Origin of the sequence: Dehalobacter sp. TBBPA1 (assembly GCF_040931655.1) — a bacterium.
Taxonomy (GTDB): domain Bacteria; phylum Bacillota; class Desulfitobacteriia; order Desulfitobacteriales; family Syntrophobotulaceae; genus Dehalobacter; species Dehalobacter restrictus.
In genome coordinates, this window is record NZ_CP162385.1 from 2,413,811 (window position 1) to 2,432,681 (window position 18,871).

Consider the following 18,871-nt stretch of genomic DNA (forward strand, 5'->3'; position numbering starts at 1 on the left):
TCACAGATTATTTAAGAATTTAACCTATTACTTCGTTATATGTGCTCATTATATATAAACGAAATAATAGCGTATATGGACGAAATGGTATAATTTTATAACAATCCAACCTTGTCAACACGGCTGTGATGCCGGTTTTTTTAATTTTGTAAAATCACGCTATTATATACGCTCAAAATGGTAAATTTCAGTTATTCTGTTAAAGACTACGTGACAAGCCTGCCTGAAAGACACGAAATGAGTGAAACCTTAATAAGGCTATTGCCTCGATATGCGAAGACAATAGCCATTACGATCTGATTGCAGAAAATGAATATTTATGGAAATAACTATTCTTGTCCAAACAACTGGAAAGTGATATGATATTGCTAAAGGTCAGGAGGGTGAGCCTATGGATAAATCGGATATAATCCTGGATAAATTAAATTCAATGGAAAAATCTTTGCGAGCAGAAAATAAAACGCTTAGTGACAAAATAGATAGACTTGAGAACAAAGTTGAAAAACTCGAGAACAAAGTTGATAAAGTCAGCGAAAAGCAAGATATGTCCTGGCAAGCAATACAAGAGATACGGGATGATTTGACGGAAAACAGTGCCCAAATTAAAATCATTGATAACAAGGTGAAGGCTTTATAGCCTTTATTTTTATGTTTTTCACCTCAAGAAGTTTACAGCGCATTGATTATACCCTTTTATTGGGCGCAAAAGTCACCGTCACTTCTTCTGTTGGGATGCGTTTGATTTTGGGGTTGTAGATTGAGCCGGGCCATGCTCATCCTACCTCTTCCGTTTTTTAAGAAATTACAAGCCTATACATTGTATTTATCTCGTATACTTTTTATTGATATAAGTGAACTGAATGGAAATTGAATGGAATGGATATCAAAAATAGCCTGTTTTACAGGCCATTTTTGTCAATGATGATTTTACTGACCCTCTTCGCCATCGCCATGATCGTTAAAATCGGCGGATTCCCCAAAGACTCAGGGAAAAGCGTTGCATCAGCTACATACAGGTTCTCGGGCAGCCTGGGGTTGTGAAAGGTCACGGCTTCGTCTGCGGTAAGCGGCAGCATACCGCCGGGGTGTCCGGCATTGATCGTTCCCAGGAAAATAGTATCTTTTTTTATCCCATACGTGGAAAGGATCTCCATGCAGAGTTCGACTTCCTCCCGCAATCTTTCCTGATCTATATCGCTCAGCGTTTTCCTGATGTTTTTGTTATCAACCGTTCCGGCGCTTGAATCCGCCAGCTTGATCATCAGGGATACAATATCCTGGGCAGGATACCGCCAGCTAGGATGAAAGAAAAAGCTCAGATAATCAAAGTAAGGGGATAAAATAGCATGCTCCCTCTGTACGGCAAAGGGCATCGAAAGCTCTTTGTTCTGAAGACTTCCTTTTTGCCGGGCAGCCACGCAGAGAACCGGATCAACGAATAATCTGCTTTCGCATTCGATCCCCGAGTTTTGAAGAATGACGGGGGTTGAAAATCCGCCTGCCGCCAGGATTACAATATCCGCCGGGTAAAATACGGAGTTGAAGCCTTTTTGGGCCTGGACCCCTTTTACGAGACCCTTTTCCGTTACAAGCTTCACTACCTGACAGCCTGTGATGAGCTCCGCACCCAAATCCTGTGCAGTGTTCAGAAATTGACGGCTGTCCCATTTGACATGATACCGGCAGCCCAGGACACACCTCCCACAGCCGGTACAGCGCTGATAATTACCCAGCTTAGGCAAAGGCACAGGATTCAGGTCCATTTCCGTGCATATTTCAAACAGCCTTTTGGTGGAATTCTGCCATTTAGGCCGATGGTCATCGGTGACAGGGATTTCCGTGTAAAGCTCCTCAAATTCATCATCCAGATCAATGCCAAGATCCTTAAGCCCTTTGTCCATACGCAGCGCATTTCCTGCCGAAAGCGTGGTCGTCCCGCCTAAGCCCCTGCCGCTGACCATTACCATACTATCCGGGGTTTTCCTGACGCTCATCGACGGAAACAGCAGTTGTATTTCCCTCTCATCGAAGAACAGTCCGGTTTTTCTTAGCTTTTCCAGAACAGATAAATTGATAGAAAACGGCTTGAATTCCCGGCCTGCCTCCAGGACTGTCACCTGAAACTTCCCCTGCAGTTTCTTGGCCGAGGCAGCCCCTCCCGCACCGCTGCCGACGACGATTACCCTTTTCATGTTGAACCGTCCTTACTTTTTACCTGAAGTTCCCTTTGAAAATATCCTTTACAGCATTCATTGCCTTCCGTAATCCTGTGCTGAAAACACAGCCTGCCGCCGCCTGAAAGCCCCGCAGTCAGCCCTTCATCCAGCGCGGAAATCAGTTTGCAGACTTCCCCGGAATAATAACTGCTGAAATAGCACTGCCGGATGATGATTTCCCCCTGCGGGTCACATTGAAAATCAATGCCGATCAACTGATAGATCACCTTCAGGGCCGTAACAGCCTCTTCCCAGGTTCCGATATGCAGGGTTTTTCTCAAGTTCCGTCCGAATCGATAAGCATTTTGGTACAGCCGCTGTTTGACTTGTTCAAGAGGGCGTCCGCTCTGCAAATGATTTTCCGCTTGTTCCTTGGTAAATAAGGCGTATTGCAGGAGAAGCGCAGCCGAAGAAAGCCCCTTTAGCTCCGGCAGCTCATTTTGGAAAGCATCCGCCGTCAAGCGGAACAATTCCTTCAGTTTTTTCCTCTTGATCCATTCAGGCAGGCAGCGCTGGATGATTTTCAGAAGCATCATTGACTCCCTGTTTTTTCAGTCTTCGCCAAAAGAGCTAAGCATTACCGCTAAGTCCGGTTTTCCTTATTTTTAGGTAAAAATACAGTGCCGCTAAACCAATCAACCCATCAACAACGAAGTTGGCAAAAAAAATCAGGTAGGGCTGGTAAATGAAAAATAAAAATAGAGAAAGGATGGAAGATGCCAGTTTGGCATGGGTCAATAAAAATGGATAGATGTGCTGCGCCGGATTTCGATACATCAGGATGGCAAGCAAAGTAACAAGATACATATAAGCAACTGCCAGTGTCAGATAAAACCCGGCGCCTTCAAACGAAGCTTCGGGTAATCCAAAATAACCGGAAATACGGTTAAAGAATATCAGGGCCGCATCAGGAAAGAACAGGAAAATCAGGCCTACAACGGCAAATATCCCTGCTGCAAACAAGCTGAACAGTTTATACAAGCTCATAACCTATACCCCCATAACCCTATCCCCATTACTTCCTTCCTACCTCTTCATCCCAATGATTTCATCCCTATAGCTTCACTTCAATCATTTCACTTCCACGGCTTTATTCCGATAGCCTTACCCCTTATAATACAGCCGGGAAAATTCGGACAACGGACTGAACCGAACTTCCTTCATCATCTCCAACGTATCTTCTTCGCTAAGGGGTGACTGCCCTTTATAATGTTTTTTCAGTAACGCATAATTCTTGTTCATAAAGCAGCAGCTTTCCGACGGAAAATGCGCTTTCATCTCCGAAAAAACGGCTTGCGCCGATTTATCCCGGACATTGCCGAAGGTTATCGGTGTAAACACACACGGGCTTACCTCGCCAAAGGCATCAATATAGACCATTTTATGGCCTGCATTGCAGCCAAAATGCTCTCCACCTTCAAAATGCCCAAGATAATTCACCGTGATTTTTCTCTCTTGATTGTATTTATCCTGCAAGTGCACAAGGCTTAAACGCTCTTCTTCGGTAAGGACTGCGGCCTCATTCCAAAAAGCTTCCACCGTTGGCTTGGTTTCACTCAACCAGGCTTCATCGATTCCAAGGCTGATCAGGAACGCCAGAAATTTCTCAACCTGATTTTCTCGAAGCATTCTCCTGGAGATGACCGTCGATACACTGACATGAACGCCTGTGCCTTTAAATATTTCGATCGCTTGAAGCGCTGCCTGGAAAGCCCCACGGCATCCTCTGATCCCGTCATGTTCTTCCTCCTGCCAATGATCCAGGCTGATCGAGACATAGCAAAGGCCCGCCCGCTTTAACTCCGCCGCCAGCTCTTTTGTAATACCCATGCCTGTGGTAAACAGCTTAATGGCGCAATCATCTCCGGCGCTTTGGACGATCTCTACGAGATCTTTGTTCATAAGCGGCTCCCCGCCGGTAAAACCCAGCCAGAAAACACCCATTTTCTTAAGATCCTGAATGAGCTGTTTGATTTCTGCCGTATTGAGAAGTTCCCCACTTCGATTCTTATTGTAACAATAGGCACAATGCTGAGGACAGGCATCGGTCAGGCTGATTTGAGCGTGGGAGGGCCCCTCCGTCCTTGCCAGAAGGTGCTCGTTGATAAAGCGGGTAAAAGCTTTACTGTTTACCGGGGGCAAATGGGAATGAAGGACCAGCTGCCCGCCGACATTCAGTAAACGGAACTTCCCCATGTATTTCATCAGGAACCAATTGATTGAAGGTTTGACCCTGATGATTTGTTTGTTTGCCCATAGCGATCTGGCTAAGGCAATCTTATTCTTGAATTCGGACATGGCCGGCGCACCTTACATTCCATATATTTCTACTTGATAGTTTATCATAATTATACCTACATCACCATACATTGACCTGCTTGTAATTTATAATGTATCAAACAAAACTCTGATTCTACCTGTCTTTCTCCGAGCGTGCGAAAAAAAATGTACCGATGATCAGGCAAACCACCGTCAACACTGCAATAGCGATAAAGGACACCACTGGAGTGGTTGATCGGGATAATCGCGCCGGAAAACCTCCTGAGCAAGGTCTTCGGCTGTAACGGTGCTTCCGGTGAAACCGGAAATTTGCCGGACAACCTTCGGATAGTGCATCCTGAAGATCGTTTGAAATCAATCCAGAGCGGCCGAGTCCAGCAATTTTTTTGCCAATTCGATATTCCCGTCGGATTCCTCTATGATTTGATTCACCTTCTCATATCCCAAAGTCGTTGTATACGCCGTTGCGAAAGCGTAGGACCTTTCAAGAAGCTCCCGGCATCTCTCCGCATTGGGCTCAATCAGGTCGATACACTTGGTCCGGAATAACGCAGTAGCTTTGGTCAGAAGCGCGAGGTTTTCAAGCAGGGCATCGGCGATTAACGGCAGAAAAGCATTGAGTTCAAATTCGCCATGGGAGGCCGCCATGGAAATGGCAGCGGCGCAAGCCTGATCTCCGCCAGGCCCCCTTTCGGCCCTGAATTCATCAGACGCAAATCATTGGAAATTTTCATCAGATTTACCGCAAGATGCATTTCACCGGTTTTATCTTTTCCCAGACGCATCGTTTACTCCTCAATCTCCGCTAAGATTTGCGGGAACATGGCAATACTTCGTTTCAGGATTCCCTGCATATAAGCGATCAGGATACCGTAATTGGTCATAGGCACCTGCTGGTCCTCAGCGCATTTCTGGCGGTATTTCATTTCTCTTTCGTTCAGCATGCATCCGCCGCAGTGGATAATTAAACGGTAGGCGGACAAGTCGTCAGGGAATTCCGAACCGGATGTAAACGCAAAGCGGATCTGCTTCTGGGTGTCGTTTTTGATCCATCTGGGCAGCTTTACGGTTCCGATGTCATCACACTGCCTGTGGTGGGAACACCCCTCCGAAATGAGAACGGTATCGCCGTCCTTCAACGAATCCAGCACTTTTGTGCCCTTTACAGCCATCTCCAGGCTGCCCTTATATCTGGCGAAAAGGATTGAAAACGAAGTCAAAAAAATATCCTTGGGCGTATCCGCGGCTGCCTTGGCGAAAACCTGGCTGTCCGTGATCACAAGCCTCGGCTTTTTGCCCAGATTCTCCAGTGTTTCCCGGAATTCAAATTCTTTCACCACAATCGCCGTTGCATCCGCTTCCAGAATGTCCCGGATCGTTTGTTGCTGCGGCAGGATCAGACGGCCCTTCGGTGCAGCCTTGTCAATCGGCGTGACAAGCACGACAAAATCCCCAGGATGAATGAGGTCGCCCACTATTTTAAGTTTCGGCTCCTCTGTGACAGCCAAAGCGGCTATTTTCTCCTTCAGGGTTTGGATGTTCCAGCCGGTTTTGGCGCTGACATAGATTTCACGGTCGTTTCCGGCCGGTACCTGCCCCAGGAAATCGGCTTTGTTGTAGACAACGACATAATGGATTCCCTTCTCGCCAAGCAGCCTGATCAGTTCTTCATCTTCAGCGCTCTTTCCATACGCCGCATCGATCACCAATAGGGCGATATCGGTTTTATTCAATACCTGCCGGCTTTTTTTGACACGCAGTTCTCCCAAAGCACCCGTATCATCAATCCCGGGCGTATCGATGATCACGACGGGGCCTAACGGAAGCAGCTCCATCGCTTTGTATACGGGATCGGTGGTCGTCCCCTTCACGTCCGAGACAATGGTCAGATCCTGACCCGTGACGGCATTGACAAGACTTGATTTACCTGCATTTCTTTTTCCGAAGAACCCAATATGGACACGGTTGGCGGAGGGGGTGTCATTCAGTCCCATTGCTTTTTACCTCCTTACAATCTGAAATCACGGCGGCCGTTGACGATATGATGGAGATTCTGCCGGACAATATCTTTCACTCTTTCACTGGGGATATCCCGGATTCCTTGGGCAAGGACAGCCTCCCCTGCTGATTTCGTGGCAGATGAAGCATAATCCTCCAGATATTCCTTTAAGGTCATCAGCGCATTGGGGTGGCAGCAATTCTGGATCTGTCCGCTTTTGCACAGACTCATAAACCTGTCGCCGGTCCGTCCTTCCCTATAGCAGGCGGTACAAAAGCTTGGAATGTATCCCAATTCCATCAGCCACCTGACGATTTCATCCAGGGTCCTCCTGTCGCTTATGTCAAATTGAGCGGTATTTTCATTTTCTGCTTCAGGTTGGTGATAACCGCCGACACTTGTTTTGGAACCGCCGCTGATTTGAGAAACCCCAAGATGCAGGACACACTCGCGGCAAGCCTTACTTTCCCGCGTTGAGACAATCATGCCTGTGTAGGGCACGGCAATCCGGATGCAGGCTACCAATTTGGCAAACAGGCCGTCATCGATGCCATGACTGAAAGCCGACGGGTCAATATCATCCGCAGGGCATATCCTCGGAACACTGATGGTATGGGGGCCTACGCCGAATACAGCTTCAAGGTGCTCGGCATGCATCAGTAATGCTGCAAATTCATAGCGGTACATCTCCAATCCAAACAATACGCCCAATCCGACATCGTCGATACCGCCAAGCATCGCTCTGTCCATGGCTTCCGTGTGATAGGCATAATGATGCTTCGGCCCTGCGGGATGCAGTTTTTCATAACTTTCCTTATGGTAGGTTTCCTGGAATAGGATATAGGTGCCGATCCCTGCCTCTTTCAGCTTCTTATAATTTTCAACCGTGGTTGCGGCGATATTGACATTGGCCCGCCGGATCGCGCCGTTTTGATGCTTGACACTGTAAATGGTAGCGATGGATTCCAGAATATATTCAAGCGGATTATGGACCGGATCTTCACCGGCTTCAATCGCGATCCGTTTATGGCCCATGTCCTGAAGCGTGGTCACTTCGCGGCGGATTTCCTCCTGGGTCATTTTCTTGCGGAGGATGTGTTTGTTCTTCGCGTGATACGGACAATAAACGCAGCCGTTGACACAGTAATTGGACAGGTAGAGCGGCGCAAACAAAACAATCCGGTTCCCGTAAAAATCTTTTTTGATCTGCTCGGCGAGGGCATAGATTCCCTGGTTTTTTTCCTCAATCTCACAATCCAGCAGCACGGCGGCTTCCCGATGCGAAAGTCCCTGGCGAAGTTTTGCCTTTTCGATAATGCTGTCAATCAGGCCGGCATTGTTTTTGTTCTTTGCCGCATACGCCAGGGTATCCAGAATTTCCTGATGCGAGATAAATTCTTCTGCTTTGGCTGATGCTACATTGTACATAGGGGTACTCCCTTCTTAATCGGGTCAGATACTTCTTTCCCTTCAGTAATGGAATCCTCTTATTAATATTATGAAATTAACTTAAACCATCGATCGATGGTCCCCGCGGGAAACCGGCAGCTGACAGCCGATGCTTTCCATCCTTTTTTGCAGGCAGGAGCGGCATTCCGCAGCTTCGTCCCCCGTGCAGATCTTGTTATCGTAGAGCAAATATTTATTCCGTACCTCCACCGGAGACAGGTTGGGCATTACGACGTTGGCACCGGCCAGAATACCAAGTTCCCTCCCTTGCGGGTGGATCGTACCGAGAGCGGTCGTCGCCGGCAGTAAAACGCTCGGCAGCATCAATCGGATCAAGCCAAGCAAAAATAAAGTCAGCTCCAGCGTTCCAGATTCCTGGTCTGCAAACGGCGTTTCGTGATGGGGGATAAAGGGGCCGATCCCGACCATATGCGGATTCAGTTCCTTGATCAATAACAAATCCTCCACCAGCGCTTCCGTCGTCTGAAACGGAGAACCGACCATCACTCCGCATCCGACCTGATAGCCGATCTCTTTCAAGTCATAGAGACACTGCTTTCTGTTTTTGAGGGACATGACAGCCGGATGAAGCCTTCCATAGTGTTCGGCGTCGGCTGTTTCATGGCGAAGCAGGTAGCGGTCGGCACCTGCTTCATAAAACGCTTGATAGGTTTCATAGCTTTTTTCCCCGATGGAAAGCGTCAGCGCGCAGTCAGGATGATTTTTCTTAATGGATTGGATGATTTCGATTATTTTTTTATCGGTAAAATACCCGTCTTCACCTCCCTGCAGCACGAAGGTGCGATAACCAAGCGCATACCCGGCAGCGCAGCAATCCAGTATTTGTTTCTTTGACAAGCGGTAGCGCTCCGCCTTCCCGTTGCTTTTACGGATCCCGCAGTAGTAGCAATCGTTTTTGCAATAATTGGTGAACTCGATCAGTCCCCGCAGATAGACATCGTGACCGTAGTTTTGCATCTTTACCGTTCTGGCCTTGGCAAACAGATATTCAGCAAGCCTGGCATCTCGATGCTGATCTATCAGTACCCTGTATTCTTCCGGTGCAAGCACGCACGTTTCCTGAAGTTTATCTATCAGCTGTTTCATCGGCGGCCTCATTTTCCTTTTTAACGGTTACCTTGGAAAATGCCGCTTTGGAACTAACCCCCGGCAGTTTTCCGAGCTTCCCGGAAAGGGCGCTGATCACATCCTGCGGGGCATCCACTGCAATGCTGATGATGCTAATGCTTTTTTCACGGTACGGCAGGCCCATTCTGCCAATAATATACTGCCCATAATCATGCAAAATCGCATTGAGTTTCTCGGTCGACCCGGTATCTTCCACAATGATTCCGATTATCGCTACTCTGGACTCCATACATTAACCCCCTCATATCAAAAAATGCGCCTGGAAAGGCGCAATTAATCAAAAAATAATGATAAATATTGCTGTGCCTTTCGCCTTATACGATGTATTTAGCGTCAGTAACAATACGGTTTCCTGCTTTGTCAAAAGAAATTCTTGTGACGCAGCCACTTTTAATGTATTCCATCCGCGCTTATTTGTCAATCCCCACCAACGTACGCTACTTCACAAGTCCAATTAAATTTCCGTACCCTTCCCGCTCCATATTTTCTTTGGGCACGAACCGCAGCGAGGCGCTGTTGAATGCGTATACTCGAAAATAAGCAGGAACCCAGCTGTTCTGCACAGCCGGATTCCTGCTTATGATTGATACGACTACCAATGACCTATATGACCCAATATTATTATATGACTTGTCTGTCATAAGTGTTCAAATTTTACATAGGGTAAGCGCTTTGCCTTTAAGGTTATAAACCTTTTATCACGATTGTCAGGCTTATCCCATATGATGTGAATAAAGTACAGGAAAGACGGTATCAATATGAGTGATTTGCTGACAGAACGTACGCCGCCTGTCATCGCGGCTGAAATCAATACAATCAAACAACAGACCAATAAAATTCTGCTGGCCAGCGCCGTCGAAGTAGGAAAACGTCTGAAGGAAGCCAAAGCGCTGCTGCCTCATGGGGAGTGGGGCAAGTGGCTGGAGGAATCGGTAAGTTATTCTCAAAGAACTGCAGAAAAACTGATGCAAGTCTTCGATGAATATGGGATTAAACTGCTCGTCTCATCCGAAGATGACGGTAGTTCAAATCCGCCGCCGGTGGCGAATTTGACCTACAGCCAGGCCCTCATCCTTCTTGGGCTCCCGGAAGAGGAACGGGATGGGTTTATCGCTGAGAATGATGCAGGCAGCATGAGCAGTCAGCAGCTGCAGCAGGCAGTATATAAGAGGAACCAGGAGCTTGCCGGGAAAGAAGACGAAGACCTGCAGAAAGTCTTTGCTGAGCAAAAAGATAAAATCTCCAAATTATCAGATGAGCGCGATCGGGCGAAAAAAGAAGCCACGGATAACCTGCAAGCCGTATGGGCCGAGCAGGGAAATGTTTTGAAGCTGCAGCGGAAGCTTGACGTCCTGGAAGATGAAAATGCAGCAGCCAAGCGCATCGCCGAGATAGAACACGAAAGCAGGGTCTTAAAGCTCAACCTCTCCATGACCCAGGCAGATGCCCGCTTTGAGCTGATAGCCAAAGGACTCGATGATCTTTTTATCGCCATCAAAGAAATGGCCGCAGCAGACCCGGATGCTTGCAAATTATATATCACTTATGCCAATCAGTTGATGTCTAAGACGCTGAACAAGTTAAAGCGCATAGAGAAAACGACCATGGCAGTTCCGAAAGCTCCGGAAAATCCTGAAAAAGATTAATCTCTTTGCCTGAACGCCTGGAAAACAAGGGGCATATACTAAAAAGGACATGCTTTTCGGACAAGCAGAAAACCAGGAAAAGAGGTAAGCTTATGACATTAGTGGTAAACACATTGGACTCCGTGCTGGCAACCCGCTATCAGACAGGGACTACTGCCGGCGGCGGCCCGGTTCTCAAGCAAAAAAGCCTGACCGGCGTTAAAGCAACGGCAACTGATCAGGACGTATACGATGTGGCTGTCGCTTTATCAAGCCTGGTGGATTATCCATTGGCAGATATCCGCCGCCTGAATATTTTCGAGTTGGCCGATGAATAAACCGGCCGGAGCAATAATTCCAGGGTGGTGACAGAGCATGGCAATAACGAGCCAGAAAGTTTTAAGAATGGTATTTACGACCGTAGGTGGTAAGGCGTTTACCATTACCCTTCCCCAGCCAAAGGCAGGCCTTACGCTTGCCCAAGTCGGGACGGTCATGGACCTCATCATGGCAAAAAACATTTTTGCCACTTCCAGTGGGGATCTGGCAAGCAAGAGAGATATTAAAGTGGTAGATACTACCACGGACGATCTCTTCGATCCCCCACAAGAATAAAATACTCCGGCTAAGCTGTCCGGAGAGCATGGCTGGTTTCAAGGCATCATTTCGAGGAATGGGCGGCTGCAAGGCCGCCCTCGTACAATGAGCTTTACATCAATAACCCTTCTATTCTTCATTTTTAATCATTCATCGTGCATCCCATTCTTTAAGATAATATTTCTGCTGCCAAAATAGGTCGCCAGAAAATAGGCGCCGTAGATCAGGAGAATGGCCACGGCAGTAATCACGATGTTGGAGGCCGCGTTGATACTGCCAACCTGCCGGACGGCCTCGTTGGCGACCTTAATGCCGACGATGGAATGGATACAGGCCAGGGTAAGCGGAATCAGAAAATAAACCGCGATTTGTTTGAAAATCGTCCGGCTTAACAGCTTATGATCCGCGCCGATCTTTTTGAGAATGGCATACCGGTGCCGGTTATCCGCGGCTTCGGAAAGCTGCTGCAGCGCCAGGACAGCCGCGCTCGTAATCAGAAAGATCAAGCCGACATAGATTCCCACAAAGGAAATAATCGCTTTGGAACCGCCTGCCTGGGCGAGTATCTCATTCTTAGAAATGGCGGTAATCTTTGGCTCGGACGGAGCGGATGATGAAGCGGCATCCTGAATTGAATGAAAGGCTCTCATAAATTTGTCCTGAGCCGCTATTGAATCACCAACACAGTTCAAGCAGAGAACGTTTTGGTGAACAACGCCGTCCTGTTTTAGCCTATCCGGAAGGACAAGCGTCAAAATACTGTTATCGCCATTTCCATTTTCATTATTAATACCTGCGGCCAGAAGTTCGGGGTAAACGGTATATTCGGTCCCGTTCAAATTTAAGCGGGGCCCGCGCGCCAAATATTTTTCCAGATACTCCTGGTAATCGGCTTCAGACCAGGCATATTGCGTCAACAGCGCGACCTGATTGCCTGCAAGGCTGATGCCTTTTTTGTTTTGCAGCATCATAATCTTGTTGTAATCCATTTGCGTGATATAGTATAGCGGCAGCGGATATATTTTGTCCCGGATCATTTTCAGGTCTTGGGCGGGAAAAAGATCCTCGATATTTTGAAATACTGTTTGCAGGTTCAATTTCTGTTTCTGATATTCATAAAACGGGTACTGGCAGGAGCTTTGCGTATACGCTTCCATATTCAAGCCCTGACTGCTCAGATAGTCCGAAAGATCCGTGTCCGCCGTCCCGGTAATGGTGATATCAAACGGGGCGGCATCTTTGTAGCCCTTATTCAGCACATTGGTCATGCCGATGCCGGTGGAAAAAATGCCGATGGTGGCAAAAAGCATTAAGCAAATTAATGATATGGAGATAAAAGCCGTATTGATCCGACTGTTGATCTGCTTCAGGATGAACATGTTCAGCCCTTTGAGGTATACTTTTTTGTTGGCTTGAATCATACTGAGCAGAAAACCGGACAGCGAGGCAAAAAACAAAACGGTGCCGACCGCCCCGAGTATACAGGCGATAAGAAGCCTGCGGTCAAAGACCATAATACCGTAGATCAGGACACTCCGGTAAGCTGCCCCGATCAAAATAACCGCTAACAAAAAGAGAACAAGCGTAAGCCATGGATTTTTAAGCCGCTGTTTTTCATTTTGTTTTGCGGAATTAATCAGATCAATCAGCTTATACTTGGAAACAGCAAACGTGCTGGCGCCTATCACGATGGCAAAAATAATCCCAAAATAGACGATGGTTTTCCAGAAAGCCTGAAGAGAAAAGACAAAGGTGTAGGCGGTCATGTCCACCTCAAAAAGCTTCGCCGTGACCACCGATAAACCCTGTGAAAGGAATATTCCGGCCAAAAGGCCTGCCGCCAGGGAAACGAGACCGATGATGAACGTTTCCATGATCAGGATCCTGGCGATTTTGTGTTTTTCCATTCCTAAGGTCATATAGATCCCAAATTCTCTTTTGCGCCTGCGGATCAGAAAGTTATTGGCATAAATAATCAGGAACCCGAGAATAAACGAGATAAAAATGGAAACCCCGTTCATCATCTTAGTGATGCTTTGCATAATCGCCAAAGCAGAATCCGAGATATGCATCATGGCTTTCTGTGCTTCAAGGGAGTTAAAGACATAAAACACACAAACTCCGAAAGTGAGTGTCAGAAAATACAGGGTATAATCCGAGAAGCTCTTGCGGACATTGCGGAAGGACAGTTTAAAGTACATTGGCTGCGTCACCTCCGAGCAGGGTCACGACATCAATGATTTTTCGGAAGAATTCTTTTCTGGAATCAGCGCCGCGGTTCAATTCATTGAAAAGCTTCCCGTCTTTAATAAAGAGGATCCGGTGACAATAGCTGGCCGTAAACGCATCATGGGTCACCATCAGGATCGTTGCCCGCAGGTCTTGGTTCAGTTTCTCCAGACATTCCATCAGCATCCGCGCGGATTTGGAATCCAGCGCTCCGGTGGGTTCGTCCGCCAGAATCAGGGCCGGATTGTTGACGATAGCCCTTGCCGCGGCAATACGCTGGCGCTGCCCGCCCGACATCTCATAAGGGTACTTATTGATGATTTCTTCGATTTCCAGTCTGCGGGCGACCTGATTCACTTTTGCTATCGCCGTTTGGTGCTGTTCTCCCGCAATCGTCAGCGGCAGAATGATATTTTCAAACCCGGTTAACGTATCCAGCAGGTTGTACTCCTGAAACATAAACCCAAGTTCTTCGCGTCTGAATTTGGCCAACGCCCGGCTTTTCATCGCTGTGATATCCTTGTTCCGGATATGGATATTCCCCGACGTTACGGTGTCAATGGTTGCGATGCAGTTTAAGAGCGTCGTCTTCCCGCTGCCGCTGGCTCCCATAATGCCGGTAAATTCCCCTTCGCCGACACTGAAGGATACATTGTCAAGGGCCTTGGTCAGGCTCCCTTTGTTGCCGTAATATTTTTCCACATTCAAGACCTTTAAAATTTCGTCCATGGTTACCTCCCCTGCTCACATCTACGAGTAGATCGATTCATAAATTCCGATCATAGCTAAGAATTAGTCAGCGTAATGGATAGCTAGCGCTAAGCAATCGATCAACGAGTTTATTTTAAAAGGTCTTGTTAGGATCTGCCATGACTTAAGCTTACGGTAACCTTACATTTTTGTCATGTTAACATGAGGGTTAGATGATATACAATTATCTGGGGCTGGTCTGTGTGCCACAATTCCGCTTTCGGCAGATAGCGCCATCCTTGGCGCTAACAGCCGCGCTTCACAATCCGTGCTTCGCTTGACGCTGGAACTTGTGGCACACAGACCTAATATGGGGTAAATTTGAGAAGTTTTATGAGATATTTATAATGAGATATTTATAATGAGATATTTATAATGAGTTATTTATAATATGTTGTACGGAGTTCATGGTTAGATAATGTCGGTCATTGAGCTCTTGGGGAAAACAAGATATAGGGTCGTACCGCTGCCGTGGATAGATTCCGCGCTGATGGCTATGCCTAATTTTTCGCAGAGTCTGCGGCAGATGTAAAGGCCCATGCCTGTGGATTTTCCCCTTAGCCTGCCGTTTGTTCCGGTAAACCCCTTGTCAAAGATTCTGGGCAGTTCATTTGCGGGAATTCCCAGCCCGTTATCGGTAACCGCAAGAATACAACGGTTATCACGCTCAGCAGCTGTAAATTTTAGATGGGCGTCCTGTTCGTTTGCGTATTTCAGGGAATTCAAAATGATTTGATGAAGCATGAATTCCAGCCATTTAGTGTCCGTATAAACGGTCTTCTCCAGGTCATCCGTCGCAACGGACATGCCGGTTCCGATCAGCTGTTGGGCGTTTTTCTTAATTGCCGCTAAAACTGGTTTTTCCAGACTCGTTTCTTTAATGAGGTAATCTTTTTCGACGGCGCTGCTCCGGGCGTAAAACAAGGCTTGTTCCACATAGTTTTCAATCGCGTCCAATTCCTCGGCCATGCTGTCCGTTGCTTCGCTTCTGTTATTTTGCGCAATCAGCTTGGACGAGGAGATGGGCGTTTTGATTTCATGAACCCACATTTCGATATATTCACGGTATTCGTCATGCTTATTTTTATATTGGTTGATTTCTTCAAGACAGGCCTTGTTGGATGTTTTTAAAATGTCGTGGAGCAGAGCGCCTTCATAGAAATCCGGTTCCGAGACCATTTCGGCAATGAGGTTCTTGCGGTCGAGCCTGTCAAAGGAACTGACGAGCGTATGATAAAACGTGTACTTTTTCTTGAACTCCATTGCCAGCGGAATCAACGCTCCGACAACATAAATGGTTCCGATGACGGCGGCGAAAGCCTTTCCTCCGGCCGGATTTAAAGCTGCCAGCATAAGAATGGTCATGACGGCTACCAACAGGTGACAGACGATATAGGCTCTTTTTTCTTTGATAAAGTCTCTTATGGTCATATGATCAAGTACCCCTGGCCGCGTTTGGTCTCGATGACATTTTCAAGGCCGGCGTCCTCCAGTTTGCGGCGCAGCCTGCCCATATTGACAGTCAAGGTGTTGTCGTCGATAAAAAGATCGCTGTTCCATAAATAACGCATCAATTCGTCCCTGCTTACAATCGCGCCTTTTTTTTCACAGAGACAGGTCAGCATCTTGATTTCGTTTTTGGTAAGTTCAATCGAACTGCCGGCAACCTCCAAACTGCTTTTGGCAAGATTGATCGTAAATTCACCGCAAGTCAGCCTGTCCTGCGCCGTTTCGCGGTAAACCCGTTTCATGACCGCCGCGATCCGCGCCAGCAGGATATGGGTATTGTAGGGTTTGGTGATAAAGTCATCGGCGCCCAGGTTCATGGCGGCCAGTTCATCCATTTCCGTATCGCGGCTGGTGACCACGATGACCGGTACCTCGCTGTGCTTCCTGATTTCCCGGCAGATATGGAAGCCGTCATACACAGGCAGGTTGAGATCAAGCAGGATAAGCTGCGGCGCTAAAGAAAGTGTGAAGCCAATGATATCCTCAAATGTTCCGGGCGCATGGCATTCATAGCCGTTCTGGGACAGGAAGATGCAAAGCTCATCCCGGATTTTTTTATTATCCTCAATAATCAGTATTTTTTCCAAATCATGACCCTGCTTTCTTCATTACCCTCTTATTTTTAATATATCATATAATCCGGTCCAAATTAAACGGTTGTCTTTCAGGTATACGTTCTAATTCAATCAATTAATTCCATTGTTTATATGCAATCATGAAAATATTTCAAGGCATTATTTTTTTTCACAAATATTTAGTAAATTATGTTAAAATATATTTGTAATTTTCTAAAATCGGAATTTTTAGCAGTTGAATCAACTTCATATATTTATCCATAATTTGAACTGTTATTCTTGAAAGAATAATGGTTCTTATGTTGTTAAGGGGTTTCGACTTTTTTATATAGAAATTTACAATTTTCAACACTTAAAATAGGCTCATTCTTTACTATACTAGGGAGATGTTGCGTTGATAAGAGAAAAAATAAAAACAATTGGAAGAATCCTATTACCTATCGTAATTATTTTGTTGTTATTTTCATCTAATACTTTTGCCCATTCAGGAAGAACTGATTCAAACGGCGGACATAGAGATAACAAAAATGCTAGTGGATTAGGTTATTACCATTATCATCATGGTTACGGCCCTCACTTACATCCTAATGGAGTCTGCCCATATGAAACACCAGAAAAAACAACAATCCCTGAACCAGTTGACGTTAGCTCTGTAATGATCAATTCTATGGATAACACTGTATTAGAAGTTGGAAACAAAACTGTATTAAGTGCTACTATTTACCCTTCAGATGCAGAGAATAAATCTATTACTTGGTCATCAAGTGATATCAATGTTGCTATAGTTAGTGAAAATGGTATCGTTACAGCAGCAAATCCTGGTTCCGCGATCATAACAGCTAAATCAAGTAACGGAAAAACAAATAGTATCACTTTAAATGTTGACGAAAAAGCAGAGCCTGTTTCAACAGTCAGCGATCAAGATGAATCCGGTTCTTCTGTTCTCGGCTATGGTGTTGTAGCTGCCATTGCAGCTTGGTTTCTATTAAGAAAAAAGAAAAAATAAAGAACTCCTATAAATTAACTTAACCATGATCCCCCGTTTCGATTGTATATAAAATTTATCACCTCACTTGATGGGGAGCCTTTTTGATTAACTAATCCCATGAAATTCAGCTTGTATTAGCAACCTAGTATCTAATTCCGACAATAACCATTTTCTTCCAACAAAGTAATCCCTTCGGTTATTTTCTCCGGTGATAGAATTGTTGATATTAAATAACATGCATAACGGGAAAGCATTATATCTTCTATCTCTCGTTCAGCACCTGAACCGATATCAACCATTTTGCGGATCTCCGCAAAATGGTCTGCAACAAGATAGCCGCTATTTTGGCAAGCGATCTTTGCACGCTCTATTACATCGGTAAAACTCCTCCATTGTTGGTATTCCAATACAACCTTTAACTCTCTGGCATACCAAAACTCAATACCCTCTGTAGTCAAATGTTTGATGGACTCAAAAGTTTTTTCAGAATATTTTTCAATCTCAGTCATATGAGCTTTCCTCCTCTGAGACAATTAAATATCGAACATATGTTCTAGCTTTCGTATAAGGTAGCTATAGCATGTATTCTACGCTTCATTTCTGTGCGGATATGTAACGGCTCTAAACACTCGCATTTATCCCCAAAACTGAAAAGAATATTGTAGTAGTATTCGTTCTCTATGAAAGGAAAACTAACAATGTAATGCTCATCACCGTCTGGCGAAAAGTGTTCATAAGTGCAATAATCAAGCACCCTGTCCATGACAGATTTATGAATACGAATTTTGACTTTTGTTTGCATCGTTGCCAAAATATCAGTAAAATCCAACTGCGGTTTTTGATAATCTCGTGGCGTAAAAAATTCCTCTTGTATTTGTAGGTTTGATGTGCGGGATAGTTTGAATAGGCGAAAATCATTTCTTTTATGGCAATACCCTTGTAAGTACCAATGACTACTTTTCAATACAAGTTGATGGGGCTCGGCTGTTCGTGCGGTTTTATTTCCGTAGCGGTCTGCATATTCAAACGAAAGCAGCTTACTTTCCTGTAAAGCTGTTTTGATAATTTCTAAATAGGATTGTATGTTCCTGTTGCCCATCCACGGACTTAAATCGATATATATTTGATTTGCTTTTAATTCAATGTCTTTCGCTCTATCGGCGGGGAGAAAACTCTTGACTTTCGCAAGGGCGTTTACCAGTTCATCACCTCGTATCATGTTGGAAAGACTGGAAAGCCCCATCAAGATAGCGGAAAGGTCGGTAGTCGAAAAAACCTTTCTATCAATCTTGTATTTCTGCATGATTTCAAAGCCGCCGCCCACTCCCGATGTTGCGCGAACAGGAATACCCGCCAGGTTGATCGTGTCTATGTCGCGGTAGATTGTGCGGGGTGAAACTTCAAACATATCTGCTAACTCCTGTGCGCCTATACGCTCTTTATCAAGGAGTATCATAATTATCCTAACAAGCCTGTCAACCTTCATCTGATAGCCGCCTTTAAAA

Annotated in this window: 22 protein-coding genes and 1 pseudogene; 5 read left to right on the top strand and 18 right to left on the bottom strand. The window is 45.9% G+C overall.

Features of this window, described 5'->3' with window-relative positions; all coding sequences use genetic code 11:
* The first annotated feature begins 391 nt into the window (after window positions 1–391).
* Window positions 392–637: a hypothetical protein gene (locus AB3489_RS11880; protein WP_019226215.1), complete on the top strand. Its 246-nt coding sequence runs from the start codon at window positions 392–394 to the stop codon at window positions 635–637.
* A gap of 262 nt (window positions 638–899) precedes the next feature.
* On the opposite strand, the gene AB3489_RS11885 is transcribed toward AB3489_RS11880, so the two are convergent.
* From AB3489_RS11885 to AB3489_RS11940, 12 genes and pseudogenes are all read right to left on the bottom strand, one after another.
* Window positions 900–2,192: a GMC family oxidoreductase N-terminal domain-containing protein gene (locus tag AB3489_RS11885; protein ID WP_368293061.1), complete on the bottom strand. Its 1,293-nt coding sequence runs from the start codon at window positions 2,190–2,192 to the stop codon at window positions 900–902.
* The gene (locus AB3489_RS11890) at window positions 2,189–2,752 is read right to left on the bottom strand and encodes a hypothetical protein (protein WP_368293062.1); all 564 of its coding nucleotides are present in this window, start codon (window positions 2,750–2,752) and stop codon (window positions 2,189–2,191) included. Before AB3489_RS11890 ends, AB3489_RS11885 begins: the two co-directional genes overlap by 4 nt.
* A 34-nt stretch (window positions 2,753–2,786) precedes the next feature.
* On the bottom strand, window positions 2,787–3,203 hold the full coding sequence (locus tag AB3489_RS11895) for a hypothetical protein (protein WP_368293063.1): 417 nt from the start codon (window positions 3,201–3,203) through the stop codon (window positions 2,787–2,789).
* Window positions 3,204–3,320: 117 nt separating this feature from the next.
* Window positions 3,321–4,514: a radical SAM/SPASM domain-containing protein gene (locus AB3489_RS11900; RefSeq protein WP_368293064.1), complete on the bottom strand. Its 1,194-nt coding sequence runs from the start codon at window positions 4,512–4,514 to the stop codon at window positions 3,321–3,323.
* A 115-nt stretch (window positions 4,515–4,629) separates the two neighbouring features.
* Window positions 4,630–4,722, bottom strand: a pseudogene (locus AB3489_RS11905) (ABC transporter permease); the annotation flags it as partial.
* Entirely contained in the window at window positions 4,689–4,832 is a 144-nt protein-coding gene (locus tag AB3489_RS11910) for a hypothetical protein (RefSeq protein WP_368293065.1), read from the bottom strand. The pseudogene AB3489_RS11905 and the gene AB3489_RS11910, both read right to left, overlap by 34 nt.
* Window positions 4,833–4,850: 18 nt before the next feature.
* Window positions 4,851–5,144, bottom strand: coding sequence for a hypothetical protein (locus AB3489_RS11915; protein ID WP_368293066.1), 294 nt, complete (start codon window positions 5,142–5,144; stop codon window positions 4,851–4,853).
* The gene (locus AB3489_RS11920) at window positions 5,096–5,281 is read right to left on the bottom strand and encodes a hypothetical protein (RefSeq protein ID WP_368293067.1); all 186 of its coding nucleotides are present in this window, start codon (window positions 5,279–5,281) and stop codon (window positions 5,096–5,098) included. Before AB3489_RS11920 ends, AB3489_RS11915 begins: the two co-directional genes overlap by 49 nt.
* 3 nt (window positions 5,282–5,284) lie before the next feature.
* Window positions 5,285–6,490, bottom strand: coding sequence for a [FeFe] hydrogenase H-cluster maturation GTPase HydF (gene hydF / locus AB3489_RS11925; protein ID WP_368293068.1), 1,206 nt, complete (start codon window positions 6,488–6,490; stop codon window positions 5,285–5,287).
* A 14-nt stretch (window positions 6,491–6,504) separates the two neighbouring features.
* Window positions 6,505–7,923, bottom strand: coding sequence for a [FeFe] hydrogenase H-cluster radical SAM maturase HydG (gene hydG, locus AB3489_RS11930; protein ID WP_368293069.1), 1,419 nt, complete (start codon window positions 7,921–7,923; stop codon window positions 6,505–6,507).
* Window positions 7,924–8,004: 81 nt separating this feature from the next.
* Entirely contained in the window at window positions 8,005–9,051 is a 1,047-nt protein-coding gene (gene hydE, locus AB3489_RS11935; RefSeq protein WP_368293070.1) for a [FeFe] hydrogenase H-cluster radical SAM maturase HydE, read from the bottom strand.
* Entirely contained in the window at window positions 9,032–9,322 is a 291-nt protein-coding gene (locus tag AB3489_RS11940; RefSeq protein WP_019226250.1) for a TM1266 family iron-only hydrogenase system putative regulator, read from the bottom strand. Before AB3489_RS11940 ends, hydE begins: the two co-directional genes overlap by 20 nt.
* A gap of 529 nt (window positions 9,323–9,851) precedes the next feature.
* Between AB3489_RS11940 and AB3489_RS11945 the strand changes: the two genes are divergently transcribed.
* The 3 genes from AB3489_RS11945 to AB3489_RS11955 all read left to right on the top strand — a co-directional run bounded on the left by AB3489_RS11945 (window position 9,852) and on the right by AB3489_RS11955 (window position 11,333).
* Window positions 9,852–10,739 carry a DUF3102 domain-containing protein gene (locus AB3489_RS11945; protein ID WP_368293071.1) on the top strand — a complete coding sequence of 296 codons (888 nt, stop codon included), beginning with the start codon at window positions 9,852–9,854 and terminating at the stop codon, window positions 10,737–10,739.
* A gap of 92 nt (window positions 10,740–10,831) precedes the next feature.
* Window positions 10,832–11,056 (top strand): DUF1659 domain-containing protein, encoded by a 225-nt coding sequence (locus tag AB3489_RS11950; protein WP_019226252.1) that lies wholly within the window; start codon window positions 10,832–10,834, stop codon window positions 11,054–11,056.
* A 37-nt stretch (window positions 11,057–11,093) separates the two neighbouring features.
* A complete protein-coding gene (locus AB3489_RS11955; RefSeq protein WP_015044481.1) occupies window positions 11,094–11,333 on the top strand; it encodes a DUF2922 domain-containing protein in 240 nt (79 codons plus the stop codon).
* Between the two features lie 128 nt (window positions 11,334–11,461).
* Here AB3489_RS11955 and AB3489_RS11960 read toward each other — a convergent pair whose 3' ends face one another.
* The 4 genes from AB3489_RS11960 to AB3489_RS11975 form a co-directional block, all read right to left on the bottom strand.
* Window positions 11,462–13,516 carry an ABC transporter permease gene (locus AB3489_RS11960; RefSeq protein WP_368293072.1) on the bottom strand — a complete coding sequence of 685 codons (2,055 nt, stop codon included), beginning with the start codon at window positions 13,514–13,516 and terminating at the stop codon, window positions 11,462–11,464.
* Window positions 13,506–14,273, bottom strand: a complete 768-nt coding sequence (locus AB3489_RS11965; RefSeq protein ID WP_368293073.1) for an ABC transporter ATP-binding protein — start codon at window positions 14,271–14,273, stop codon at window positions 13,506–13,508. Before AB3489_RS11965 ends, AB3489_RS11960 begins: the two co-directional genes overlap by 11 nt.
* Before the next feature lie 432 nt (window positions 14,274–14,705).
* Window positions 14,706–15,725: a sensor histidine kinase gene (locus AB3489_RS11970; RefSeq protein WP_368293074.1), complete on the bottom strand. Its 1,020-nt coding sequence runs from the start codon at window positions 15,723–15,725 to the stop codon at window positions 14,706–14,708.
* Complete coding sequence (locus tag AB3489_RS11975) at window positions 15,722–16,390, bottom strand: response regulator transcription factor (RefSeq protein WP_368293075.1); 669 nt, start codon at window positions 16,388–16,390, stop codon at window positions 15,722–15,724. Before AB3489_RS11975 ends, AB3489_RS11970 begins: the two co-directional genes overlap by 4 nt.
* Before the next feature lie 382 nt (window positions 16,391–16,772).
* Here AB3489_RS11975 and AB3489_RS11980 point away from each other — a divergent pair, with 382 nt between their 5' ends.
* Window positions 16,773–17,384, top strand: a complete 612-nt coding sequence (locus AB3489_RS11980) for an Ig-like domain-containing protein (RefSeq protein WP_368293076.1) — start codon at window positions 16,773–16,775, stop codon at window positions 17,382–17,384.
* 131 nt (window positions 17,385–17,515) lie between these two features.
* Here the strand turns inward: AB3489_RS11980 and AB3489_RS11985 are convergent, their stop codons facing one another.
* Window positions 17,516–17,875, bottom strand: coding sequence for a BRO family protein (locus AB3489_RS11985; RefSeq protein WP_368293077.1), 360 nt, complete (start codon window positions 17,873–17,875; stop codon window positions 17,516–17,518).
* Between the two features lie 44 nt (window positions 17,876–17,919).
* On the bottom strand, window positions 17,920–18,852 hold the full coding sequence (locus AB3489_RS11990) for a helix-turn-helix transcriptional regulator (RefSeq protein ID WP_368294632.1): 933 nt from the start codon (window positions 18,850–18,852) through the stop codon (window positions 17,920–17,922).
* Window positions 18,853–18,871 lie beyond the last annotated feature (19 nt).

Bases quoted from the DNA above. Each gene is read 5' to 3' on its own strand.
- AB3489_RS11985 (WP_368293077.1), bottom strand. From the start codon at position 17,875: ATGACTGAGATTGAAAAATATTCTGAAAAAACTTTTGAGTCCATCAAA.
- AB3489_RS11950 (WP_019226252.1), top strand. From the start codon at position 10,832: ATGACATTAGTGGTAAACACATTGGACTCCGTGCTGGCAACCCGCTAT.
- AB3489_RS11970 (WP_368293074.1), bottom strand. From the start codon at position 15,725: ATGACCATAAGAGACTTTATCAAAGAAAAAAGAGCCTATATCGTCTGT.
- AB3489_RS11910 (WP_368293065.1), bottom strand. From the start codon at position 4,832: ATGCACTATCCGAAGGTTGTCCGGCAAATTTCCGGTTTCACCGGAAGC.
- hydG (WP_368293069.1), bottom strand. From the start codon at position 7,923: ATGTACAATGTAGCATCAGCCAAAGCAGAAGAATTTATCTCGCATCAG.
- AB3489_RS11890 (WP_368293062.1), bottom strand. From the start codon at position 2,752: ATGATGCTTCTGAAAATCATCCAGCGCTGCCTGCCTGAATGGATCAAG.
- AB3489_RS11920 (WP_368293067.1), bottom strand. From the start codon at position 5,281: ATGCGTCTGGGAAAAGATAAAACCGGTGAAATGCATCTTGCGGTAAAT.
- AB3489_RS11885 (WP_368293061.1), bottom strand. From the start codon at position 2,192: ATGAAAAGGGTAATCGTCGTCGGCAGCGGTGCGGGAGGGGCTGCCTCG.
- AB3489_RS11900 (WP_368293064.1), bottom strand. From the start codon at position 4,514: ATGTCCGAATTCAAGAATAAGATTGCCTTAGCCAGATCGCTATGGGCA.
- AB3489_RS11880 (WP_019226215.1), top strand. From the start codon at position 392: ATGGATAAATCGGATATAATCCTGGATAAATTAAATTCAATGGAAAAA.
- AB3489_RS11955 (WP_015044481.1), top strand. From the start codon at position 11,094: ATGGCAATAACGAGCCAGAAAGTTTTAAGAATGGTATTTACGACCGTA.
- AB3489_RS11960 (WP_368293072.1), bottom strand. From the start codon at position 13,516: ATGTACTTTAAACTGTCCTTCCGCAATGTCCGCAAGAGCTTCTCGGAT.
- hydE (WP_368293070.1), bottom strand. From the start codon at position 9,051: ATGAAACAGCTGATAGATAAACTTCAGGAAACGTGCGTGCTTGCACCG.
- hydF (WP_368293068.1), bottom strand. From the start codon at position 6,490: ATGGGACTGAATGACACCCCCTCCGCCAACCGTGTCCATATTGGGTTC.
- AB3489_RS11915 (WP_368293066.1), bottom strand. From the start codon at position 5,144: ATGGCGGCCTCCCATGGCGAATTTGAACTCAATGCTTTTCTGCCGTTA.
- AB3489_RS11895 (WP_368293063.1), bottom strand. From the start codon at position 3,203: ATGAGCTTGTATAAACTGTTCAGCTTGTTTGCAGCAGGGATATTTGCC.
- AB3489_RS11945 (WP_368293071.1), top strand. From the start codon at position 9,852: ATGAGTGATTTGCTGACAGAACGTACGCCGCCTGTCATCGCGGCTGAA.
- AB3489_RS11990 (WP_368294632.1), bottom strand. From the start codon at position 18,852: ATGAAGGTTGACAGGCTTGTTAGGATAATTATGATACTCCTTGATAAA.
- AB3489_RS11965 (WP_368293073.1), bottom strand. From the start codon at position 14,273: ATGGACGAAATTTTAAAGGTCTTGAATGTGGAAAAATATTACGGCAAC.
- AB3489_RS11940 (WP_019226250.1), bottom strand. From the start codon at position 9,322: ATGGAGTCCAGAGTAGCGATAATCGGAATCATTGTGGAAGATACCGGG.